Source organism: Pseudomonadota bacterium (genome assembly GCA_026388255.1).
Classification (GTDB): Bacteria; Desulfobacterota; Syntrophorhabdia; order Syntrophorhabdales; family Syntrophorhabdaceae; genus JAPLKB01.
Window position 1 is genome coordinate 15276 of the sequence record JAPLKC010000093.1, and the last position, 19652, is coordinate 34927.

19 protein-coding genes are annotated in these 19652 nt (G+C 39.4%); 10 read left to right on the top strand and 9 right to left on the bottom strand.

The window, feature by feature from the left end; all coding sequences use genetic code 11:
- The first annotated feature begins 1 nt into the window (after position 1).
- From NT178_14090 to dtd, 7 genes are all read left to right on the top strand, one after another.
- Positions 2-817 (top strand): phosphate ABC transporter substrate-binding protein, encoded by an 816-nt coding sequence (locus NT178_14090; GenBank protein MCX5813656.1) that lies wholly within the window; start codon positions 2-4, stop codon positions 815-817.
- The gene (gene pstC / locus NT178_14095) at positions 814-1677 is read left to right on the top strand and encodes a phosphate ABC transporter permease subunit PstC (GenBank protein ID MCX5813657.1); all 864 of its coding nucleotides are present in this window, start codon (positions 814-816) and stop codon (positions 1675-1677) included. Before NT178_14090 ends, pstC begins: the two co-directional genes overlap by 4 nt.
- Positions 1674-2510 (top strand): phosphate ABC transporter permease PstA, encoded by an 837-nt coding sequence (gene pstA, locus NT178_14100; protein ID MCX5813658.1) that lies wholly within the window; start codon positions 1674-1676, stop codon positions 2508-2510. The genes pstC and pstA overlap by 4 nt, the downstream gene beginning before the upstream one ends.
- Positions 2511-2519: 9 nt before the next feature.
- Positions 2520-3275: a phosphate ABC transporter ATP-binding protein gene (locus NT178_14105; protein MCX5813659.1), complete on the top strand. Its 756-nt coding sequence runs from the start codon at positions 2520-2522 to the stop codon at positions 3273-3275.
- A complete protein-coding gene (pstB, locus tag NT178_14110) occupies positions 3272-4027 on the top strand; it encodes a phosphate ABC transporter ATP-binding protein PstB (protein MCX5813660.1) in 756 nt (251 codons plus the stop codon). The genes NT178_14105 and pstB overlap by 4 nt, the downstream gene beginning before the upstream one ends.
- Positions 4028-4104: 77 nt before the next feature.
- The gene (gene fusA, locus NT178_14115) at positions 4105-6198 is read left to right on the top strand and encodes an elongation factor G (protein MCX5813661.1); all 2094 of its coding nucleotides are present in this window, start codon (positions 4105-4107) and stop codon (positions 6196-6198) included.
- A 15-nt stretch (positions 6199-6213) separates the two neighbouring features.
- Positions 6214-6669, top strand: coding sequence for a D-aminoacyl-tRNA deacylase (dtd, locus tag NT178_14120; GenBank protein MCX5813662.1), 456 nt, complete (start codon positions 6214-6216; stop codon positions 6667-6669).
- Between the two features lie 67 nt (positions 6670-6736).
- Here dtd and NT178_14125 read toward each other — a convergent pair whose 3' ends face one another.
- From NT178_14125 to NT178_14140, 4 genes are all read right to left on the bottom strand, one after another.
- Positions 6737-7366, bottom strand: coding sequence for a nitroreductase family protein (locus NT178_14125; GenBank protein ID MCX5813663.1), 630 nt, complete (start codon positions 7364-7366; stop codon positions 6737-6739).
- Positions 7367-7654: 288 nt separating this feature from the next.
- Positions 7655-8068, bottom strand: a complete 414-nt coding sequence (locus tag NT178_14130) for a hypothetical protein (protein MCX5813664.1) — start codon at positions 8066-8068, stop codon at positions 7655-7657.
- A gap of 206 nt (positions 8069-8274) precedes the next feature.
- Complete coding sequence (locus tag NT178_14135) at positions 8275-8454, bottom strand: hypothetical protein (protein ID MCX5813665.1); 180 nt, start codon at positions 8452-8454, stop codon at positions 8275-8277.
- Between the two features lie 18 nt (positions 8455-8472).
- Positions 8473-9801 (bottom strand): phenylacetate--CoA ligase family protein, encoded by a 1329-nt coding sequence (locus NT178_14140; GenBank protein MCX5813666.1) that lies wholly within the window; start codon positions 9799-9801, stop codon positions 8473-8475.
- Between the two features lie 323 nt (positions 9802-10124).
- On the opposite strand from NT178_14140, the gene NT178_14145 reads away from it, so the two are divergent.
- Together NT178_14145 and NT178_14150 are read left to right on the top strand one after the other, a co-directional pair.
- A complete protein-coding gene (locus NT178_14145) occupies positions 10125-11063 on the top strand; it encodes a LysR family transcriptional regulator (GenBank protein ID MCX5813667.1) in 939 nt (312 codons plus the stop codon).
- 135 nt (positions 11064-11198) lie between these two features.
- Positions 11199-11468: an HU family DNA-binding protein gene (locus tag NT178_14150; protein MCX5813668.1), complete on the top strand. Its 270-nt coding sequence runs from the start codon at positions 11199-11201 to the stop codon at positions 11466-11468.
- A gap of 49 nt (positions 11469-11517) precedes the next feature.
- Here NT178_14150 and hemC read toward each other — a convergent pair whose 3' ends face one another.
- The 5 genes from hemC to NT178_14175 are packed head-to-tail and all read right to left on the bottom strand — an operon-like array spanning position 11518 to position 15390.
- Positions 11518-12405 (bottom strand): hydroxymethylbilane synthase, encoded by an 888-nt coding sequence (gene hemC, locus NT178_14155; GenBank protein MCX5813669.1) that lies wholly within the window; start codon positions 12403-12405, stop codon positions 11518-11520.
- Entirely contained in the window at positions 12368-13657 is a 1290-nt protein-coding gene (gene hemA, locus NT178_14160) for a glutamyl-tRNA reductase (protein ID MCX5813670.1), read from the bottom strand. Before hemA ends, hemC begins: the two co-directional genes overlap by 38 nt.
- A 23-nt stretch (positions 13658-13680) precedes the next feature.
- Positions 13681-14496 (bottom strand): c-type cytochrome biogenesis protein CcsB, encoded by an 816-nt coding sequence (gene ccsB, locus NT178_14165; GenBank protein ID MCX5813671.1) that lies wholly within the window; start codon positions 14494-14496, stop codon positions 13681-13683.
- The gene (locus NT178_14170) at positions 14493-15149 is read right to left on the bottom strand and encodes a bifunctional precorrin-2 dehydrogenase/sirohydrochlorin ferrochelatase (GenBank protein MCX5813672.1); all 657 of its coding nucleotides are present in this window, start codon (positions 15147-15149) and stop codon (positions 14493-14495) included. Before NT178_14170 ends, ccsB begins: the two co-directional genes overlap by 4 nt.
- Positions 15118-15390 (bottom strand): acylphosphatase, encoded by a 273-nt coding sequence (locus NT178_14175; protein MCX5813673.1) that lies wholly within the window; start codon positions 15388-15390, stop codon positions 15118-15120. The genes NT178_14170 and NT178_14175 overlap by 32 nt, the downstream gene beginning before the upstream one ends.
- A gap of 99 nt (positions 15391-15489) precedes the next feature.
- On the opposite strand from NT178_14175, the gene NT178_14180 reads away from it, so the two are divergent.
- Positions 15490-19638, top strand: coding sequence for an acyl-CoA dehydratase activase (locus NT178_14180; protein MCX5813674.1), 4149 nt, complete (start codon positions 15490-15492; stop codon positions 19636-19638).
- Positions 19639-19652 lie beyond the last annotated feature (14 nt).

Consider the following 19652-nt stretch of genomic DNA (forward strand, 5'->3'; position numbering starts at 1 on the left):
AATGCCAAAGATAATTAGTTTGATCCTGATGTTGATGTCTACAATATTGCTCTCATCCTGCGATGATAATTCTAACAAGGTTACGCATGGGAAAAAACATACTATTACAATAGCCGGCTCAACTTCTGTGATGCCATTTATAGAAAAACTTTCAGAGCATTTCATGGTTGACCGACCGATGTTTAGAATAAATGTCCAGGGCGGAGGCTCTACTGCCGGTATCCAGGCATGTTTCAATAAAACGATTGAAATCGGCATGTCATCAAGGCAATTGAAGCAAGAAGAAAAAATATTAAATGAGATCGTAATCTGTTATGACGGCATTTCGGTGGTTGTACATCCTGAGAATCCAATCCGGGAACTAACCTTAAAACAGATAAGGAGCATCTTCAGCGGACAAATAAAAAACTGGAAAGATTTGGGCTGGATTGACAGGAAAATAGATGCCATAACAAGGGAAGAAGGCTCGGGAACACGTGGATCTTTTGAGGATCTTATTATGAAAAGCGAGGAGATATATGACGGGATTATGGTCCAGGACTCCAATGGTTCGGTAAAGGAGATTGTTGCCACAGACCCATATGCAATAGCATACATATCGCTTGGTCTTGTTGACAAAAGGGTCAGAGCTTTGTCTATCGATGGGGTTTCTGCAAGTCTTCAAAATATAAAGGCAAAGAAATATAAAATTGTAAGACCCTTTCTTTTTATCACAAACGGCCTGCCAAATGAGATTGTACAGACATTTATTGATTTTGTTCTTTCCATTGACGGGCAGAACATATTGAAAAAAGAGGGACTAATAGGCATTAAATGACTAAAATAAATTTTACCAAAGAGCATTTTGTTAAATATATACTAACGATATTTGCCCTGTCATCACTTCTATTTCTTTTCCTGATCTTTATCTTTATTTTTTATGAAGGTTTACCTCTTTTTCATAAAATCGGATTGAAAAATATCATCTTTGGTTTTAAATGGGCGCCAACAAAAGGTTCTTTCGGTATATTTCCCATGATTGTATCTTCTTTTCTTGTAACCTTCGGCGCACTTGCCGTTGGCGCACCTATGGGACTTTCCTGTGCGATTTACCTGTCCGAATATTCAGGTAAAAGGATGAAGATGTTCTTAAAACCTGCCCTTGAGCTTTTAGCGGGTATCCCTTCAGTGGTATACGGTTTTCTGGGAGTGGTTTATATAGTTCCGTTAATTAGAAATCATTTTGGCGGAGCAGGCTTCTCTCTCCTTTCCACATCCATTATCCTTGGGGTGATGATTTTGCCTACCATAATAAGCATATCTTTTGACGCGATTACGAGTGTGCCTAAAACTTACAGGGAAGGTTCCTTTGCCATGGGAGCCACTAAGTGGCAGACAATTTATAAAGTGGTTATCCCTTCGGCCAAATCGGGCATTCTGGCAAGCTTCATTCTTGGCATGGGGAGGGCGATAGGAGAGACAATGGCAGTTATTATGACTGCCGGGAATGCCTTGAAGATACCGACAAGCCTCCTTGATCCATTGAGGACGTTAACCGGAAATATTGCCCTTGAGCTTTCATATGCCACAGGTGATCATCGGCAGGGTCTTTTTTCAACCGGTGTTGTCCTTCTGGTAATCATCATGATTCTTAATTATATTGCTAATTTTGGAATCAAGAAAAAGGTGATAAAGTGAGAATAAAACCGCGGCTGGTAGATAATATAGTGCGGATATGCCTTAATTTTCAGGCGTTTTTTACCGTAGGGATACTGGTAGTAATTATAGCTATCATTTTTTTTAAAGGCGCTCCCCATGTAAATCTGGGATTTATTTTTTCTTCGCCGGAGGATATGGGCAGACACGGAGGCATATTTTCGACGATTATCGGAACCGTAATTCTTGTGTTGCTGTCAATTTTTCTTGCTACTCCCCTTGGCGTCGGGACTGCAATCTTTCTCACAGAATATACAAAAGAATCTATATTTACTAAGATCATCCGCTTCGGTGTTGAATCGCTTGCAGGCATCCCGTCTATTCTATACGGTCTTTTCGGTTTCATATTTTTTGTTATAAAGCTTAAAATGGGCTGGTCAGTCTTATCAGGCGTATTAACAATAACGATTATGATTCTTCCAACAATAATAAGAACAAGTGAGGAGGCGATAAAGGCTGTTCCGAGGAATTTAAGGATTGTGAGCTATTCCTTAAGCGCTACAAGATGGGAAACCGTTAAAAAGGTGGTAATACCTTCAGCAGTCCCAGGGATATTAACGGGGATTATGTTAAGTGTAGGAAGAGCAGTTGGCGAAACAGCGGCAACATTATTTACCACTGGAAGCTCTTTGAGGCTCCCCACATCTTTAATGGATTCAAGCAGGACAATGGCCGTCCATTTCTATATACTTGCCCGTGAAGGCATTTCTATGGAAAAGGCCTATGCTACCGCCCTGGTGCTCGTCCTGAGCATTCTTCTGATTAACATTATTGCCTATTATCTTATGAACAAGATGATTTCAAAATATTCGTGAGTGATATAAATGGACATTAAAATAAAGGTCGAAAAATTAAGTGTATCTTTTGGGAAGAATAAGGTTTTGAAAGACATTGATGTTGATGTGCACAGGCATATGATTACCGGATTTATGGGGCCTGCCGGAAGCGGCAAATCTACGTTAATATCAATTTTGAACAGGATGATAGAATTTGAAGACAACGTCAGCATCAAGGGCAAGGTCATCATTAATGGCGTCGACATTATAAACGGTGATATAAATTCTGTGGAATTGAGAAGACAGATCGGTACTGTATTTGCAGTTCCCATACCACTGCCCCGTTCAGTTTATGAGAATATTGCCTACGGTCCCAAGCTGAAGGGCATCAAGGATAAAGAAGAGATCTATGCAATCGTTAAAGAAAGTCTGAAAAAAGCATTTCTATGGGATGAGATGAAGGAAAGACTCCAAATATCGGCATTAAAACTATCCGGTGGGCAGCAGCAAAGGCTCTGTCTTGCACGGACTCTTGCATTGATGCCTGAAATAATATTGATGGATGAGCCATGCTCAGGACTGGATCCGATCTCCACAGCAAAAATAGAAGATGCCTTGAGCGAGCTTAAAAAAGAATATACGATTATACTTGTTTCGAATAATACTAAACAGATTGCACGTATTACCGATTATTCCGCCTTTTTTTATCTCGGAGATCTTATCGAGTACGGGCCTACCGAAAGGGTGTTTACATACCCCTCAGAGAAGAAGACGGAAGACTACATCTCGGGGAAGTTCGGATGATAAACAGTTTCGCTCTTTCAACAGAAAAACTTAATATGTATTATGGCAGCTTCTATGCATTAAAGAACGTGGATTTTAACGTGCATAAAAACTCAATTACCGCTCTTATAGGACCTTCGGGATGCGGTAAATCTACGCTGCTGCGCTGTTTCAACAGGATGAACGACCTCATTGACGATGTAAAAATTACAGGCGATATTTTTGTAAATCAACAGCACATTGAAGAGATAGACTTAATTGAGCTGCGGAAGAAAGTAGGAATGGTTTTTCAGAGACCCAATCCTTTCCCGTTTTCGGTTTACGAAAATATGGTTTATGGTCTCAAGATACATGGTCTGACCAACAGAAGAAAGGATCGTGAAATTGTGGAGAAATGTTTGATGGCAGTCGGGTTATGGGATGATTTGAAGGATAAATTGTCTATGCCGGCGCTCAGTATTTCCGAAGAAATGAAGCAGAGGCTTTGTGTTGCGAGGCTTCTTACAGTGGAACCTGAAATTATCCTTCTTGATGAACCCTGCTCGGCTCTTGACCCTATTGCAACAATGAGGATAGAAGAACTTATGCTGGAACTTAAAAAAAGCTATACGATACTAATTGTTACCCATAACATGCAACAGGCTGCAAGGGTCTCCGATTATACGGGTTTTATGCTACTGGGCGATCTTGTAGAATTTGGAGAGACGTCAAAAATATTTACCTCTCCCAATGATGGAAGAACCGAAGGATATATAACGGGCAGATTCGGTTAATTCTTGATTTTTAAGAAAAAGCCATGTAAAATTCACAAAATTTTATTCTATTTTTTATTTTCTTAAAAGGAGTTTACATGAAAAAGTATGAGCCTGATTTTATTAGAAATGTTGGAATATTTTCGCATGGAGGTGAAGGTAAAACATCAATTGTTGAGGCCATGCTTTTTCTTTCAGGAGAAAACACCAGACTTGGAAGGGTTGATGATGGGACATCCTTAATGGATTATGAACCTGAAGAAGTTGAGAGAAAAATAACCATATCTTCTTCCCTTGCCGGTTTTGAATGGGATAAGCACAAGATCAACTTTATTGATACTCCTGGTGATGACAATTTTGTGGCTGATGCCAAGTCGTGCATGCGGGTTGTTGACGCGGCTGTAATTGTAGTAAGCGCCGTGTCCGGGGTTCAGGTACAAACCGAAAAGGTATGGCAGTATGCCAACGAGTTTTCCATCCCCATCTGTTTGTTTATAAACAAAATGGATCGGGAGAGGGCTGATTTTGAACGAACTCTCGGAGATATCCAAAAGAATTTTTCCGATAAATCGATCTTAGCCCTTCAACTCCCAATGGGCAAAGAGGAGAATTTCAAGGGTATCATAGATCTCCTTACAATGAAGGCATTTGTTTATAAAGGGGACATCTCCGGAGAGTATGATGTTGCAGAAATTCCGCAAGAATTTGTTGATGAAGCAAATAAGTACAGGGAGAAGCTTATTGAGACCTCGGTCGAGATAGATGATGAGGTTATGGAACGATATCTCAATGGTGATGAAATAAAAAAAGAAGAGATTGAGAAGTGTTTAAGAGAAGGTATATGGAGCAGAAAGATTGTCCCTGTGATGTGTGGTTCTGCAATGAAGAACATAGGCGTTCAGATGTTGCTCGATACTATGGTAAAATATTTTCCTTCACCTGCGTACAGGAAAGAAGCGGAAGGCATAGATCCTAAAACAGGGAATGTAATAAAAAGAGAATTTTCTTCAGATAAACATTTCAGTGCTTTTGTATTCAAGACCATTACCGATCCTTTTGCAGGAAAATTAACCCTCTTCAGGGTATATTCCGGCGAGATCCATCCTGATATGACTGTTATCAATGCCACAAACGAGGAGAAGGAACGAATCGGGCAGATATTTTATCTCGTGGGCAAGAAACAGAAGCCGGCCGGCTCAGCATCTGCAGGAGATATCGGAGTTGTGGCAAAGCTTAAAACAGTCGGCACAGGGGACACAATCTGTGATGAAAAAGCGCCTATAAAATATGAAGGGGTTGTGAACACCCCTCCGCTCATATCTTTCTCTTTACAACCAAAATCAAAAGGAGATGAAGATAAACTGAATACTTCGCTTGCCAGACTGATGGAAGAAGACCAAACAGTCAAATACACGAGAGACGAGCAGACAAAGGAATTCATTCTGTCCGGCATGGGACAGGTACACATTGAAGTGATCGTTGAAAAAATGAAGAGAAAATTCGGTGTCGATGTTGAGCTTAAAGAGCCGAAAGTGCCGTATAAGGAGACTATTAAAGGAACTACAAAGGTTCAGGGAAAATATAAAAAACAATCGGGCGGTAAAGGACAATACGGCGATACATGGCTTGAACTTGCACCACTTCCACGGAATGCAGGGTTTGAATTTGTCGATAAGATAGTAGGCGGGGCAATACCCAGACAGTACATACCTGCTGTTGAAAAAGGCATAGTCGAGGCTATGAACCAGGGTATACTTGCGGGATATCCTGTCATTGATTTTAAGGTTACGCTTTATGACGGATCGTACCATGATGTAGATTCCTCTGAAATGGCTTTCAAGATTGCCGGTTCTATGGGATTCAAAAAAGGATTGGAGATGTGCCAGCCGACACTCCTTGAGCCGCTCACAAAGATAGAGGTTATCGTGCCTGATGAATACATGGGCGATATAATGGGGGATTTGAATTCAAGAAGAGATAAGATTATTGGTGTTGAATCAAAGGGCAATAGCCAGGTAGTAAAAGCAACCGTCCCCATGGCAGAAATCCTGAAATATGCCCCGGACCTGAAATCAATGACCGGCGGCAGAGGCACATTCACCATAGAATTTTCCCATTATGAAGAACTCCCTGCGCATATAGCCCCAAAGGTTATTGAACAGGCCAAGAAGTACAGAGAGCAGGAAAAGTAATTTAAAATAATTTTTATGAGAGCAGTTGTACAACGTGTAAAAAAAGCGTCTGTAGAGGTTGAGGGCAAGGTTGTCGGTCAGATAGGAAGAGGGGTTCTTGTGCTCCTCGGTATCGGCAAAGTTGATGATGCCAGGGACATACAATGGATGCTTGACAAAATCGTAAACCTGCGGATATTTGAAAAAGAGGATGGGAAGCTTGATGAATCCCTCATTGACATAAGCGGCGAACTTCTTGTAGTTTCACAGTTTACACTTTACGGGGATTGTTCTAAAGGGAGAAGACCGTCATTTACCGATGCTATGGAGGCTAAAGAGGCGAAAACCCTCTTTGAGTTGTTTGTTGCGAAGGCAAGAGAGCAAATAAAAAAGGTTGAAAGCGGTATTTTTCAGGCTTCCATGGATGTATCATTGATAAACGAAGGTCCTGTAACATTAATAATAGACAATAAAAGCAGTAACAGGCGTTAAATCAATCGGTTTTGAATCCTGGCTTTAATGCGGCGTTAGCGGCCAGGAGAGTTTTAACATAATTAACCTAAAGCCATTCTACACTTTTCAATCTCCTCTTTATACCCCTTTGATATGTATATTTCGGATAACCCACTATTATTGAGGCGACTACATTGCAATTATCCGGTATATTGAAAAGCTTTCTTAACTCAGTCTTTTTTTCGATTGCCGGTGGAATTATATCCATTACAGAGCCGCCCAGACCCAGGGCATGGGCAGCCAGGAAAACATATGTGGCAGTAATATAGATATCGGCCTTGATATCCTCATCATTACTGTCGGCAAGAAAAAGTATCATAGCGGGGGCATTTCGTGTAAATGCGTCTTCACCCCCTGATTTTATGTCCGGCAATTTAGTTTTCAATAAAGGCATTAAATGGTTTTTCAATGTTTTAAATTTTTGTTTTCCCACCTCTTTTTTAATGAAGAATCTCATCAAGGGGTTGCCCATTAACCTTACAAAATAGTCATAAAACTCAACCATGTATGGCATTGCTTTTTTGATCAGGTTTGAGTCCTGGACAACAATAATACGGGTTTTTAACGGAGGAAAACCGGGAGGGGCAAAAGATATAGCTCGAACGATTTCTTCCAATAAGTCCTTTGGCACAGGTTTATCCTGAAAATTACGGATTGCCCTGCGGGTATATAGCATGTTAAAAAACATGTTTTTATATGATCCTTCATCCTCTGGTAAATCAAAAAAGTCCTTTGTGTATGAAAGACCTCTTATGTTTATCGATTTTACAGGGCAAATAGACATGCATTGTCCGCATTGAAAGCATAGATGCATACGCTCGGGCCGCAAGACCATTCCATGCTCATTATCCTTTAATATTATTTTGTTTGGGCAAACCTCTGCACACAAACCGCACTTCTTGCAAATTTCTGTATTAAAAGTGATGTTGTTATCCATAAGTTTTGCTTGAATTAAACTGCATTATTATTTTTTATCTGCGCCCGACAAGAGTTGATTTAGATCAAAAATTGAAACTTCTTTGCCCGATCCAAGACCTAATGATTCCAATAGTTTTGTCATTTGTCCGAGCCCTGGAGGTGATTTTTGCTCATCTACTGATTTTTGTTTTTCCTGGATGGTTTTTATTGATTGTCCTGCCGGTAAAGTTGCCGGTAATTGTTGTACCTGACCTGTTGGAAATTCATTAGGAAATTCCCATAGAGTTACTATGTTTTTTGAAGGGTTTTTGACAATCATATAGTTTTGAGGTAATTGATATTTCTTCAAATCCGACTCATTAAGGACGTATATCTTTGGTGTTACGCTCAAAAGAGGAGAAAGGGTATATACGGTTTGGTTATTATCAACACTCTGAGCAGGTCCGATGTGAGAAAACATTATAAGAAAAAGGAAAATAAAGGATATTTTTTTCATTATTAATCCCTGAAAACTGAAAATATACTTTAGATTGTATAATGTCAAGTAAGAAATGATTCTGTAATTCCCGGGGAACTATAAAAAAACACTTATCTTACTGTAGATGCGAGTAGCATGCAGTAAGATAAGTGTTAAAACATCAAAAACTTAAAACTAATTTTCGTTATTTATACAAAGTCCTTGAAGTCAGATATATTCAGCTCCAACATCTTTGTACTTGCGAGAAGCCGAACGATATTCTTCTCTACTGCCTGAATGCCGCCTGATATGGCATTCAATTCTTCTGCTGTTTTTCTTATTAATTTTATCTTTTCATCCATTTCGTTAATTTTGTATTCTCCTGCCATGGGTTATCCCTCCTCGTCTTAGTGTGGTCTCATGTCTTTGAATCTTTTTGCTTTCAATGCATACCTGGGCAGACTCTCATAAGGATGGATCTCTATCTTGTAACCGAGATTTGTCTTGACTCTGAGCAGATCTTTTAAACGATTCAGTATGTCTGCCTCATTCTTTTCCTGACCGGGTCTAAGCTCTATTTTTAGCATAATATCGTCAATATCGCCTTTTTTAGTGACAATAACTTCATACTCATCGCTTAATTCACTGAAACTTCTTACTACTTCTTCGATTGCCGTTGGGGCAAGGAGCACACCCTTTACTTTGGTTATATCATCAGCTCTTCCTACAACACCGCCGTCAATCATTCTGAAGGTACGGCCGCAGTCGCAGTCATAGTCTGCCCAACGGATTACGTCCTTGGAATCGAAGCGGATACAGGGTTTACCGATTCTGTCAAAGGCGGTAATAATCATCTTACCGTTTTTCATAGGTGTATCTATGATTTCGCCTGTATCTACATCTTCTATTTCTACAAGGAACATTGCTTCATTTATATGGAGTCCTTTCTGAACGGTGCACATGTAGCTCCATGCGCCTATTTCAGTTGCGCCGATATGGTCATAAACTTTTGCGCCCCATGCGTCTTCAATTCTCTGTTTTGTGGTAGGTATGCTTGCACCCGGTTCACCGGCACAGGTAATTCTCTTGATGCCGATTGACCTTGGATCAATACCTATTTTTCTTGCCGTATCAGCCATGCCGAGAACGTAAGTCGGGGTAGCGCCAAAGGCAGTACATCTGAGCTCCTGCATCTTCATAATCCTTGCCTCTGTATCCAGAACACCGCCGGGTACAACCTCACAACCTAATTTCTCTGCCGCATAGTGAGCAGCCCAGAAGGCAACGAATATGTTGTAACCGAATGGAATGAACATTCTATCAGTATCCCGGTAACCCTGGGCGTAAAGGATGTATGCCCAGCATTCTGCCCACCATTCCCAGTCTGCCCAGGTATCTGCCTGATATACCGGGGTGCCGGTGGTGCCGCTTGTCTGTCTGAATGCAGTGATCTGACTTAGAGGGACTGCCAGCATATCGCCGTACGGAAAGGGTGGCCTGTCCTGTACGTCCCTTAATACGGCCTTGTCGGTTTTGGGAACCTTTTTAATATCTTCATAAGTTTTGATATCACCCGGTTCCATGCCGGCTTCTTTGTAAAGTTTTTTGTAGAATGGTGAGTTGTTATAAGCCCATTCAAAAATCCTTTTAAACTTCTTAATCTGTAATACCTGAAGCTTTTCCCTTGGCAAAGTTTCCGCAATGGGATTCCAATAAATACTTTGATCCTTAGCCATTGAATCCTCCTCTAAGATAATATACTATCGTAACACACTTTATGTTAACAAACAAAGACCCCATGTAACAATAATGTTTCTAAGGTCATACAGCAGTTTAAAGGCTGATGAAACACAACCCTTATTCTCCAGTGTTTTTTATAAGAAAATTAAATTTTTCACAAGGTTCATGCTTTGCAATACGTTCAATGTGTTTTGTATACTTCTTTTCGTATTGACAGGTCAACATAATTATTTTTATAATTTACTTAATAATTTTATCTTAAATTTATCCTGAATTATAATAGGCATTGTGAGACATCGTAATAATTGCATATGTATATATGAATCTTAACCAACTCCGGGTATTTTATAATGTAATCAAAATGGGTGCCTATTCGAAGGCGGCCGAAGAACTATGCGTTACTGAGCCGGCGGTTTTTATACAGGTCCGCTTACTGGAGCGTTACGTGGGTTTTACGCTTATTAACCGGTTTGGAAAAGAGTTAAGGCCTACAGAGATTGGTAAACTCCTTTATGAGTATGCTGAAAAGATTTTTACCCTTGTTGATGATCTGACCATAGAGGTCAATGAACTCCAGGAACTCAAGAAGGGCTCGCTACGCCTTGGTTCAACAAGAGCCATTGCACAATATCTCATGCCGATAATCATTTCCTCATTCCAGGACAGCCATCCTCATATTTCTGTACACCTTGTTGAAAGGGGCTCCCAAGAGCTGGTCGATAATGTTATGCAACATTTGTTAGATCTGGCAATAGTAGCAAAAGTTCCTTATCCGGAACAGATAAATGCTATACCTTTCAGCAAGGATGACATCCTTATGGTTATAGCTCCACAAAATAAACTGGCGAACAAAAGGAGTGTTTCTCTAAAGGATCTTGTGAAAGAACCATTAATATGTACTGATGCAAGGTCGGCCATAAAATTTTCTATTTGGAAAGAATTTGAGAAGAGAGATTTGCATCCATCTGTGGTAATAGAGGCCGGAAATATTGAATTTATAAAGCAATTAGTGAAAAAAAATAAAGGTTTTTCATTTCTATCAAGCATTAGTGTAAGAGATGAAATAGAGAAAGGCGAACTGTCCGCACTTACTCTTAAGGACGAAAAGTTCTCAATAGACATTGATGTTATCCACCTCAAGGGAAAAACCCTTTCCCCAATAGCTGCCAACTTCTTGAATTTCCTTCAGGAACACAAGCATTCTAACAGATTGTGGAAACTTGCCGAAGAGATAACGCAAAGCGTCTCTCAGCCGTAAGTTCTTCTTGATTTCATAAGACTTAAGAAAAATAAAAAAAATATTGAAACTTTTATATAATAATGAGTATAAAGTATTTACTGGGTGGTTATTGCGAAAGCTACCATAAAATAACAGTCTAAAAGGAGGGGTAGTATGACAAAGGCAGAGTTAATAGGCAAAATGGCAGTAAGTGCAAAAGTATCAAAAGCAGCAGCCGGGAAGGCTTTAGATGCTTTTATCGAAAGTGTTAAGGCATCTTTGAAGAAAGAAGAAAGGGTTACACTTGTAGGTTTTGGCACATTTTCAGTCTCTAAGAGGCAGGCAAGGAAAGGGAGAAACCCAAGAACAGGTAAAGAAATAAAGATACCTGCCAGAAAAGTACCGAAGTTTACAGCAGGTAAGGCATTCAAGGAAGCAGTATAAATTATTAAATAACTACTTAATAACAAATGCCTCCCTCTTTGGGAGGCATTTATGTTTTAGGCATTATTTTTAAAGCTTTAGCAACCAGATCATCGGGATAGCTGATGGAACCTTCAAATTTTTCTTTTACGGAAAGATCTCCGTTATCTTTAAACAATACAACATGTAAGTCTATATTTTTGTCCATAACCTTTGCATTGATGCCGAGAGGCGTGTTGCAGCCTCCCCTGATGGCTGCCTGAAGTTTTCTCTCTATAGAAACCTCTAAAAAACTGTTCTCATGGTTTATAGGTTTTAACATATGCAATGCTTCGCTTTCATCTCTTATTTCAACGCCTATTGCGCCCTGGCCGGCTGGAGGCACCATTATCTCAAAGGGGAGAACCTCTTTTATATATTCATCAAAACCCATTCTTTTTACCCCTGCATACGCAAGTATTATGCCATCCAATCCTTGTTCTGTCAGTTTCCTTATTCTTGTATCAACATTTCCCCTGAGATTTACCACCTCGATATTCCGGTTGAAATAAAGGATTTGCGATTTTCTTCTTATGCTGCTTGTACCTATTTTTGCTTTTTTTTCAACGTTATTTATATTCTCATAGATCAGAGAAATGAATACATCCCGGGGGTCTTCTCTTTTAAGGATTGCACCGACTGTTAGTGCTTTGCCAAGCTCGGTCGGAAGGTCTTTCATGCTATGAATGGCTATATCTATTTCTTCTCTTAATAATGCTTCCTCAATCTCTTTGACGAAGAGGCCTTTGCCGCCGATAAGATTCAGCGGGGTATCCCAGACAGTGTCACCGGTTGTTTTAATAATTTTTACGGGAAAATCAAAATCAGGGTATATCTTCTTCAGAGTTTCTATTGTTAATTCCGTTTGTTTTAACGCAAGCCTACTGCCTCTCGTCCCCACTATCCATCTTGTTTTCATCCTCTCCCTCAAAGCTGAATATTTTCTTTATTATATCCATTGCAACCGGGTCTTCGTTCTGTTTTATAATTGAAATATACGGATGAATTAACTTGTTAACAATATTTTTGGTCAATATATCAATAAGTTTCAAAGTCTCTTCGTCAGTATCTTTTAGTTTCTGTACAATTTTCCTAAGCTCTTTTTCTCTTGTTTTATCAACTGCTTCTATAATATGTGTTATCAGGGGATTCATATCGAGTTTTTTAAGCCAGGTTGTAAAATTTAATTTTTCTTCTTCTATGATAGCAATAGCTTTTTCTGATTCTTTAACCCTGTCTGAAAGATGTTTTTGTGAAAGATCTTTTAGGTCATCAATATCGTAAAGATACACGTTTTCAATATCATTCACCTCGGGGTCCACATCCCTTGGCATAGCAATATCTATAAAGAACAGAGGTTTATTCTTCCTTTTCTTCATTATTGAATGAACAAGTGTTTTATCAATTATTGGTTTCTCGGAACTTGTAGATGAAAGCACCATATCGACTTTTGTCAACAAGTCAGGTATTTCCCGAAAGGGGTAGGCAGTACCGATAATATCTTCTGAAAGTTTCTGAGCATGCTGAAATGTTCTGTTTGCAATAAAGATTTCGTTAAGCCCTTCCTTTTTGAAATATTTTAATGCAATTTCACACATTTCTCCCACGCCTATTACAAGGATCTTTTTTTTATGTAACTCGCCAAATATATTTTTGGACAGCTCTATTGCCATGGAACTGATCGATATCGGGTTATAGCCTATCCTGGTCTCAGTTCTTATTCTTTTTGCAACATTAAAGGTTTTATGAAAGGTTTTGTCGAGAAAAAAACCTGTAGAATTTTGAAGTGTGGCTGTCCTGTATGCATCCTTTACCTGACCGAGTATTTGCGGTTCCCCGATAACCATCGAATCAAGTCCTGACGCTACAAGAAATAGATGTTTGTAAGCATCTTCATCTTTAAAACAGTATGTGTAATCGTCTAACCAATCCTGTTTTATGCCGCAATAACCGAAAAGCATATCATTGATTATATTGAGTGACTTATCCTGATTATCTGTACAAAAATATATTTCAGTTCTGTTACATGTAGAAACAATAACTGCTTCTATGATACCCGCCGTTTTCATCATGGTTAAAACGTCAGGTATGTTTTCTTCAGGAATATAGAGCTTTTCTCTTATTTCAATAGGCGCGGTATTGTGATTAAGTCCGAATACTAAAATGTGCATTTTAAGAAGCCTTCGGGAGGGATTTAAATGAACGAATGTTGTCCTCCTAAAAAGAAACTAACGCCAAAAAAGGTTATAAGTATTGAAAAAAAACCAATAATCATCATGTATGCAGTTCTTCTGCCCCTCCAGCCGATTGTGAGCCTATTATGAATGAGGATGGCATATACAATCCAGGTAATAAGAGACCATGTCTCCTTCGGGTCCCAGCTCCAATATGAACCCCAGGTCGTACTTGCCCATATAGAGCCGGTTATGATGCCTATCGTAAGAAATAAAAAACCATAAGAAATACATCGGTAGTTAATGGAATCAAGTGTTTCGAGAGAAGGGAACCTTGCGGCTACAGGCGAAAACCTCTTCTCCTTGATTTTTTTTTCAACAATCAAATAGACCACAGAGACGAAAAAACTTATGAGGAAAACCGCGCAGCCAATGAAAGAAAATATAGCATGAACAGGCAGCCACCAACTGTTGAGTACGGCGGGCAAGGGCTTGATTTCTGTCGGAAAAGCAAAGGCAACTACAAAAATTATCGTCAAAACAGGCAGGATAATGCTGCCGAGCATTTCCATTTTGTACATTTTTTTGATATATAGAAAAAAACAGGCGATGCAAAGGGAAAAGAATGAGAGCGCTTCATAAGCGTTTGTAATTGGCGTATAACCTGCCTTCAGATACCTGACAAAGGTTGCAAGAAAATGGATAAAAAAACCTGTTATAAAAAAATAATGTCCCAGCCTCTCGGTTATCTTTTTGTTAGCAGTAAGGTAAAAAAGGTAGGACATTGTTGAGATCACGTAGAAAAAGAGGGCGATATAAAACATGTATATATTCATCTGGTTTCTTTCAGGAATCTTGTTATAATTTCTTTCATATTCATATTTATCAGTTCTTTCATATCTGTCTTATTGATTGCCGCCATTATTTCCTCTCTCTTTTTTCTGTCTTTCACGGTTTCTATCAAAAGTTTTCTGAATTTCCCGATAATATGTGCATATTTTATATAATCCCCTGTAATATATTTGTTTATCTCTTTTTTCAGCCTTTTGGATAATGAAGGCAGAACGCCGGATGAGGAGATGGCAATAACAATAGGGTCCTTTTTTACAATCGACGGGACAATAAAATCACATAAACCCGGATCGTCAACAACATTAACCAGGATACCTTTAATTGCAGCTTCTTTTTTTATTCTTTCGTTAATTTCTTTTCTGTTTGTAGCTGCAAACACCAATGACGCCCCGTCTAAATCACCTTCTTTGTATTCACGTCCAATAACCTCTATTTTCCCCGATTTTGAAAGTTTTGTTAAGGCCCCGGTTATTTTTGGACTGATTAATTTTACTTTAGCGTTAAATCTAAGAAGCATTACGACCTTTCTTTCGGCGATTTTTCCGCCTCCCATAACAATACAGGACTTGTCTGCAATATCCAGAAAAAGAGGATAGTGCAATTGTTTAGTATAAAATTTGGAATTTTTTGAATTCATTTTTAAATTCTTCCTGCTGAATGTCTAAACTTTCAATGTAAGCGCCTCTTGGGCCAATGCTGCACCATTCTGCGAATTTGTCAACGGATTCATCACTTCCTTCGCAAACAATTTCGACCCTGCCATCTGTTAGATTTCTTACCCATCCTTTTAAGCCAAGTTCCTCGGCCTGTATCATCGTATTGTGCCTGAAAAATACACCCTGTACTAAACCGCTGACATATATATGATTTCTTTTCATAGTTGATATTTGTATTGATTTAAAGCCTTTATATATTATAATTAAAACATAAGAACCTTACAAAATCAAAATCTTTGTATAATATAGGGTGATAAAGGGATGTATAGAGTCGGTATTGATATCGGTTCTGTCAGTGTAAACATCGCTGTAGTAGATAAGTCGGGCAATATAACGATTGACAGATATATACGCCATTTGGGCAGGCCAATTGAAGCAGCAAAAGAAGTCATCGAAGAACTGATTAAAACACACGATATAGAATTTATTGCAACAACAGGTACAGGGGCAAAGCATTTCACCTCCATTATAGGCGGATCGTTTGTAAATGAAATAGTGGCCCTTGCAACCGGATTCAGTCATCTGTATCCGCATATCGGAAGCATAATCGATATAGGCGGCGAGGATTCCAAGCTTATCATATTTGAAAAGTCGGGCAAAAAAAACAGATTGAGAGTAAAAGACTTTTCTATGAACGCCTTGTGTGCAGCAGGAACAGGCTCATTTTTAGACCAGCAGGCCTCCAGACTCCGTTTTACAATAGAAGAGTTCAGCGAAATAGCCCTGAAAGCAATCAATGTGCCGAGGATTGCCGGAAGATGTACTGTCTTTGCCAAATCCGATATGATACACCTTCAGCAAATAGCAACACCTGATTATGAAATAGTTGCCGGACTCTGTTATGCCCTTGCAAGGAATTTTAAAAGCAATATTGCCAAAGGAAAAGAAATAGGAAATCCTGTGGCTTTTGTTGGCGGCGTGGCTGCAAATGCAGGGATGAAAAAGGCCATAAGGGATGTATTTGCTTTAAAAGATGGCGAACTGATAGTTCCCGAACACTTTACATTAATGGGTGCAATTGGTGCAATCTATACGGTACTTGATGAGCCGGTTTTGAAGCGAACCTTTGTAGGTGTGGATGGATTGGAGGAATATCTGTTGCAGGAAAGATTTCATGAAGCGCATGAACCCTTAAAGATATCAGAAGAAAATCTGAATGTATCTTATGAATTGAAAAACATAAAGGAGAAAACCAGGGCATACCTTGGTCTTGATGTCGGATCAATAAGCACAAATCTTGTGGTGATTAACGAAGAGAAGGATATCCTTGCCAAAAGTTATCTTATGACTGAAGGAAGACCTCTTGATGCTGTTAAAAGAGGTCTGGCAGAAATAGGAGAGGAAATAGGGGAAAAAATTGAAATAATAGGCGCCGGGACCACAGGTTCGGGAAGATACCTTACGGGCGATTTCATCGGCGCCGATATAGTCAGAAATGAAATAACGGCACAGGCTGAAGCGGCAATAAATATAGACAGCAAAGTTGATACCGTTTTCGAAATTGGAGGGCAGGATTCAAAATATATCAGTATTGACAATGGTGTTATTGTAGATTTTGAAATGAATAAAGCTTGTGCCGCGGGAACAGGCTCTTTTCTGGAGGAACAGGCTGAAAAACTCGGGATATCCATAAAAGAGGAATTTGGCAGTCTTGCCCTGGCATCAAAAGCACCCGTAAAGATGGGTGAGAGGTGTACGGTTTTTATTGAATCAGATCTTGTGCACCATCAGCAGAGAGGTGCAAGGACCGATGACCTTGTGAGCGGCCTTTCGTATTCGATAGTTACAAATTATTTGAATAAAGTAGTAGGTGACAGGAGGGTAGGGGAGAGAATATTTTTTCAAGGTGGAACCGCTTTTAATAAAGGTGTTATAGCAGCATTTGAAAATGTACTCAAAAAACCTGTAAAAGTGCCGTCTCACCACGATATTACCGGCGCCATAGGCGTTGCAATCCTTGCAATGAAAGAGAGGGATTGGGCAAAAAGCAATTTTAAGGGATTTGACCTGAGCAAGAGACAGTATGTAGTTGATACTTTTGAGTGCAAAGGTTGCGAAAATTTATGTGAAATCAGGAAAGTGACGGTAGAGGATGAAGCACCGTTATATTATGGAAGCAGGTGCGAAAAATACGATGTGAAAAGAAATATCGAAAAAAGGCATGTAACAGACCTATTCAAGGTAAGAGACGAGCTGCTGCATGAAATTTATAATAAACAGGTCGACGGTGAACCGATAGGGATACCTGAGATATTAAATATCTGTGACTTTTTGCCTTTCTGGAAGGCATTTCTTACAGAGCTCGGATTTTCCATTGTAATTTCAGATGTTACAAATAATAAAATCATCAAAGAAGGCGTTGAAAATATCATTGTGGAGTCATGCTTTCCCATAAAGCTCGCGCACGGTCATATACTCAATCTCATACATAAAGGCGTTAAAAGGATTTTTCTTCCAAGTGTTATTAATCTCAAAAACATTTCCAACCATACGTCAAACACGTTTTCCTGTCCCTATGCTCAGTCAATACCTTACACTGTCAAAGCCTCCATTGATTTTGATGCTGCAGGAGTAAAACTGGATTCACCGGTTGTGTATTTTGGCGGCAGCAAAGATAATGCATTAAAAACACTTAAAGTCTTTGGAAGAAGAATTAATAAAACCGGTAAAGAAGTGGAAAAAGCCTTTGATATTGCAATGGAAACACAAAACACATTTTATAGTAAATGCCTTAATGAAGGCGCAAAATTGTTAACTACACTTGGAAAGCATGAAAAGGTAATGGTGATAATCGGCAGGCCATATAACAGCGTGGACCCCGGGGCAAACCTGAATATACATAAAAAATTGATGGACCTTGGTGTAACTCCTGTGCCGCTGGACATGTTGCCCATCATGGATGGTGCAGAAAAAGATGAAGACCTGAAAGATATGTACTGGGGTTATGGACAAAAGATTTTACGGGCTGCAAAGCTTGTCAAAGAACACGATAATTTTTACGGGATATATATTACAAACTTTGGCTGTGGCCCTGATTCTTTTATCATGCATTTCTTTAAAAAGATCATGAAAGGGAAACCCTTCCTGCAGTTGGAAATTGACGAGCATAGCGCCGATGCCGGCATTATTACAAGGCTTGAGGCTTTTCTCGACAGTATCAGGAATGCAAAGCATGAACCGAAGACAATGAAGAAAGTGGTTTCAAAATTTGATGTGAACGGCAAGAAGAGAAAGGTATATATACCCTATATGAGTGACCACTCTGTTACATTATCAAGTGCTTTCCGTGCTTGTGGCGTTGAAACGGATGTTATGGATGAATCCGATGAAGAAGCAGTGCGCCTTGGGAGAAAGATTACCTCCGGCAAGGAATGTTATCCATGCATACTTACTACGGGCGATATGCTGAAAGCAGTAAGCAAATCATCTTTTGATCCTGAAAAAAGCGCATTTTTTATGCCTACAGGCGGCGGACCGTGCAGGTTCGGACAATATCACAGGTTTCACAGAATGGTTCTTGATGAAATGGGTTATGAAGAAGTGCCCATATATGCGCCTAATCAGGATCACAGGCTATATGATGAACTCGATATGCTCGGAAGCAAATTCAAACGATTAGCCTGGAGATCAATAGTGGCAACAGACCTTATCATGAAAATGCTTCACGAGATAAGACCTTACGAGGAAATCAAGGGAGATGCGGATAAGGTTTATAAAGATGTGCTTCTTCATATTTCAAAATCTATAGAAAAGGGCGGTAAAGACATTTTTGACGTGCTTGAAAACGCAATAAATAATTATTTGAACATTAAGAGGGTAATAACAGAAAAACCGCTTGTAGGCATTGTCGGTGAAATATATATAAGGTCTAACAGGTTCAGTAATAACGACCTTGTGAGAAAGATAGAGGAATTTGGCGGAGTAGCATGGCTTGCATCTATTGCGGAATGGATAAGCTATGTAAACTATATTAATAGAAAAAAAAAAAAAAAAAAGGGCAGCATTCCCAACATGATGAATTTTCTCATTACCGGATATATACAGGGGAAAGACGAACATCGGATTGAAAAGATATTTGCGAAAGAGCTGAGGTATGGAAAAGAGCCGAAGATAGACGACATAATTAAAAAGGCAAGTCCTTATGTCCATGTGAGTTTTGAAGGTGAGGCAATATTAAGTGTCGGAAAGGCTGTTGATTTTATTCACAGGGGTGTGTCCGGGATTATTAATGCAATGCCCTTTACCTGTATGCCCGGAACAGTGTCGAGCGCCATTATGAAATTGATTCAAAAGAGGTATCATACTCCCATTATTAATATAGCCTATGACGGTCAGGGCGCAACAAACATAACAACAAGGCTTGAAGCTTTTATGTACCAGGTTAAGGAACATTTCCAGAACCGTGGATAATCGGAGAATATAAA

What these genes read in the sequence shown, in the direction of transcription:
- NT178_14090 (MCX5813656.1), top strand. Translation starts at nt 2, where the DNA reads ATGCCAAAGATAATTAGTTTGATCCTGATGTTGATGTCTACAATATTG.
- pstC (MCX5813657.1), top strand. Translation starts at nt 814, where the DNA reads ATGACTAAAATAAATTTTACCAAAGAGCATTTTGTTAAATATATACTA.
- NT178_14105 (MCX5813659.1), top strand. Translation starts at nt 2,520, where the DNA reads ATGGACATTAAAATAAAGGTCGAAAAATTAAGTGTATCTTTTGGGAAG.
- pstB (MCX5813660.1), top strand. Translation starts at nt 3,272, where the DNA reads ATGATAAACAGTTTCGCTCTTTCAACAGAAAAACTTAATATGTATTAT.
- fusA (MCX5813661.1), top strand. Translation starts at nt 4,105, where the DNA reads ATGAAAAAGTATGAGCCTGATTTTATTAGAAATGTTGGAATATTTTCG.
- dtd (MCX5813662.1), top strand. Translation starts at nt 6,214, where the DNA reads ATGAGAGCAGTTGTACAACGTGTAAAAAAAGCGTCTGTAGAGGTTGAG.
- NT178_14125 (MCX5813663.1), bottom strand. Translation starts at nt 7,366, where the DNA reads ATGCTATATACCCGCAGGGCAATCCGTAATTTTCAGGATAAACCTGTG.
- NT178_14130 (MCX5813664.1), bottom strand. Translation starts at nt 8,068, where the DNA reads ATGTTTTCTCACATCGGACCTGCTCAGAGTGTTGATAATAACCAAACC.
- NT178_14135 (MCX5813665.1), bottom strand. Translation starts at nt 8,454, where the DNA reads ATGGCAGGAGAATACAAAATTAACGAAATGGATGAAAAGATAAAATTA.
- NT178_14140 (MCX5813666.1), bottom strand. Translation starts at nt 9,801, where the DNA reads ATGGCTAAGGATCAAAGTATTTATTGGAATCCCATTGCGGAAACTTTG.
- NT178_14145 (MCX5813667.1), top strand. Translation starts at nt 10,125, where the DNA reads ATGAATCTTAACCAACTCCGGGTATTTTATAATGTAATCAAAATGGGT.
- NT178_14150 (MCX5813668.1), top strand. Translation starts at nt 11,199, where the DNA reads ATGACAAAGGCAGAGTTAATAGGCAAAATGGCAGTAAGTGCAAAAGTA.
- hemC (MCX5813669.1), bottom strand. Translation starts at nt 12,405, where the DNA reads ATGAAAACAAGATGGATAGTGGGGACGAGAGGCAGTAGGCTTGCGTTA.
- hemA (MCX5813670.1), bottom strand. Translation starts at nt 13,657, where the DNA reads ATGCACATTTTAGTATTCGGACTTAATCACAATACCGCGCCTATTGAA.
- ccsB (MCX5813671.1), bottom strand. Translation starts at nt 14,496, where the DNA reads ATGAATATATACATGTTTTATATCGCCCTCTTTTTCTACGTGATCTCA.
- NT178_14170 (MCX5813672.1), bottom strand. Translation starts at nt 15,149, where the DNA reads ATGAATTCAAAAAATTCCAAATTTTATACTAAACAATTGCACTATCCT.
- NT178_14175 (MCX5813673.1), bottom strand. Translation starts at nt 15,390, where the DNA reads ATGAAAAGAAATCATATATATGTCAGCGGTTTAGTACAGGGTGTATTT.
- NT178_14180 (MCX5813674.1), top strand. Translation starts at nt 15,490, where the DNA reads ATGTATAGAGTCGGTATTGATATCGGTTCTGTCAGTGTAAACATCGCT.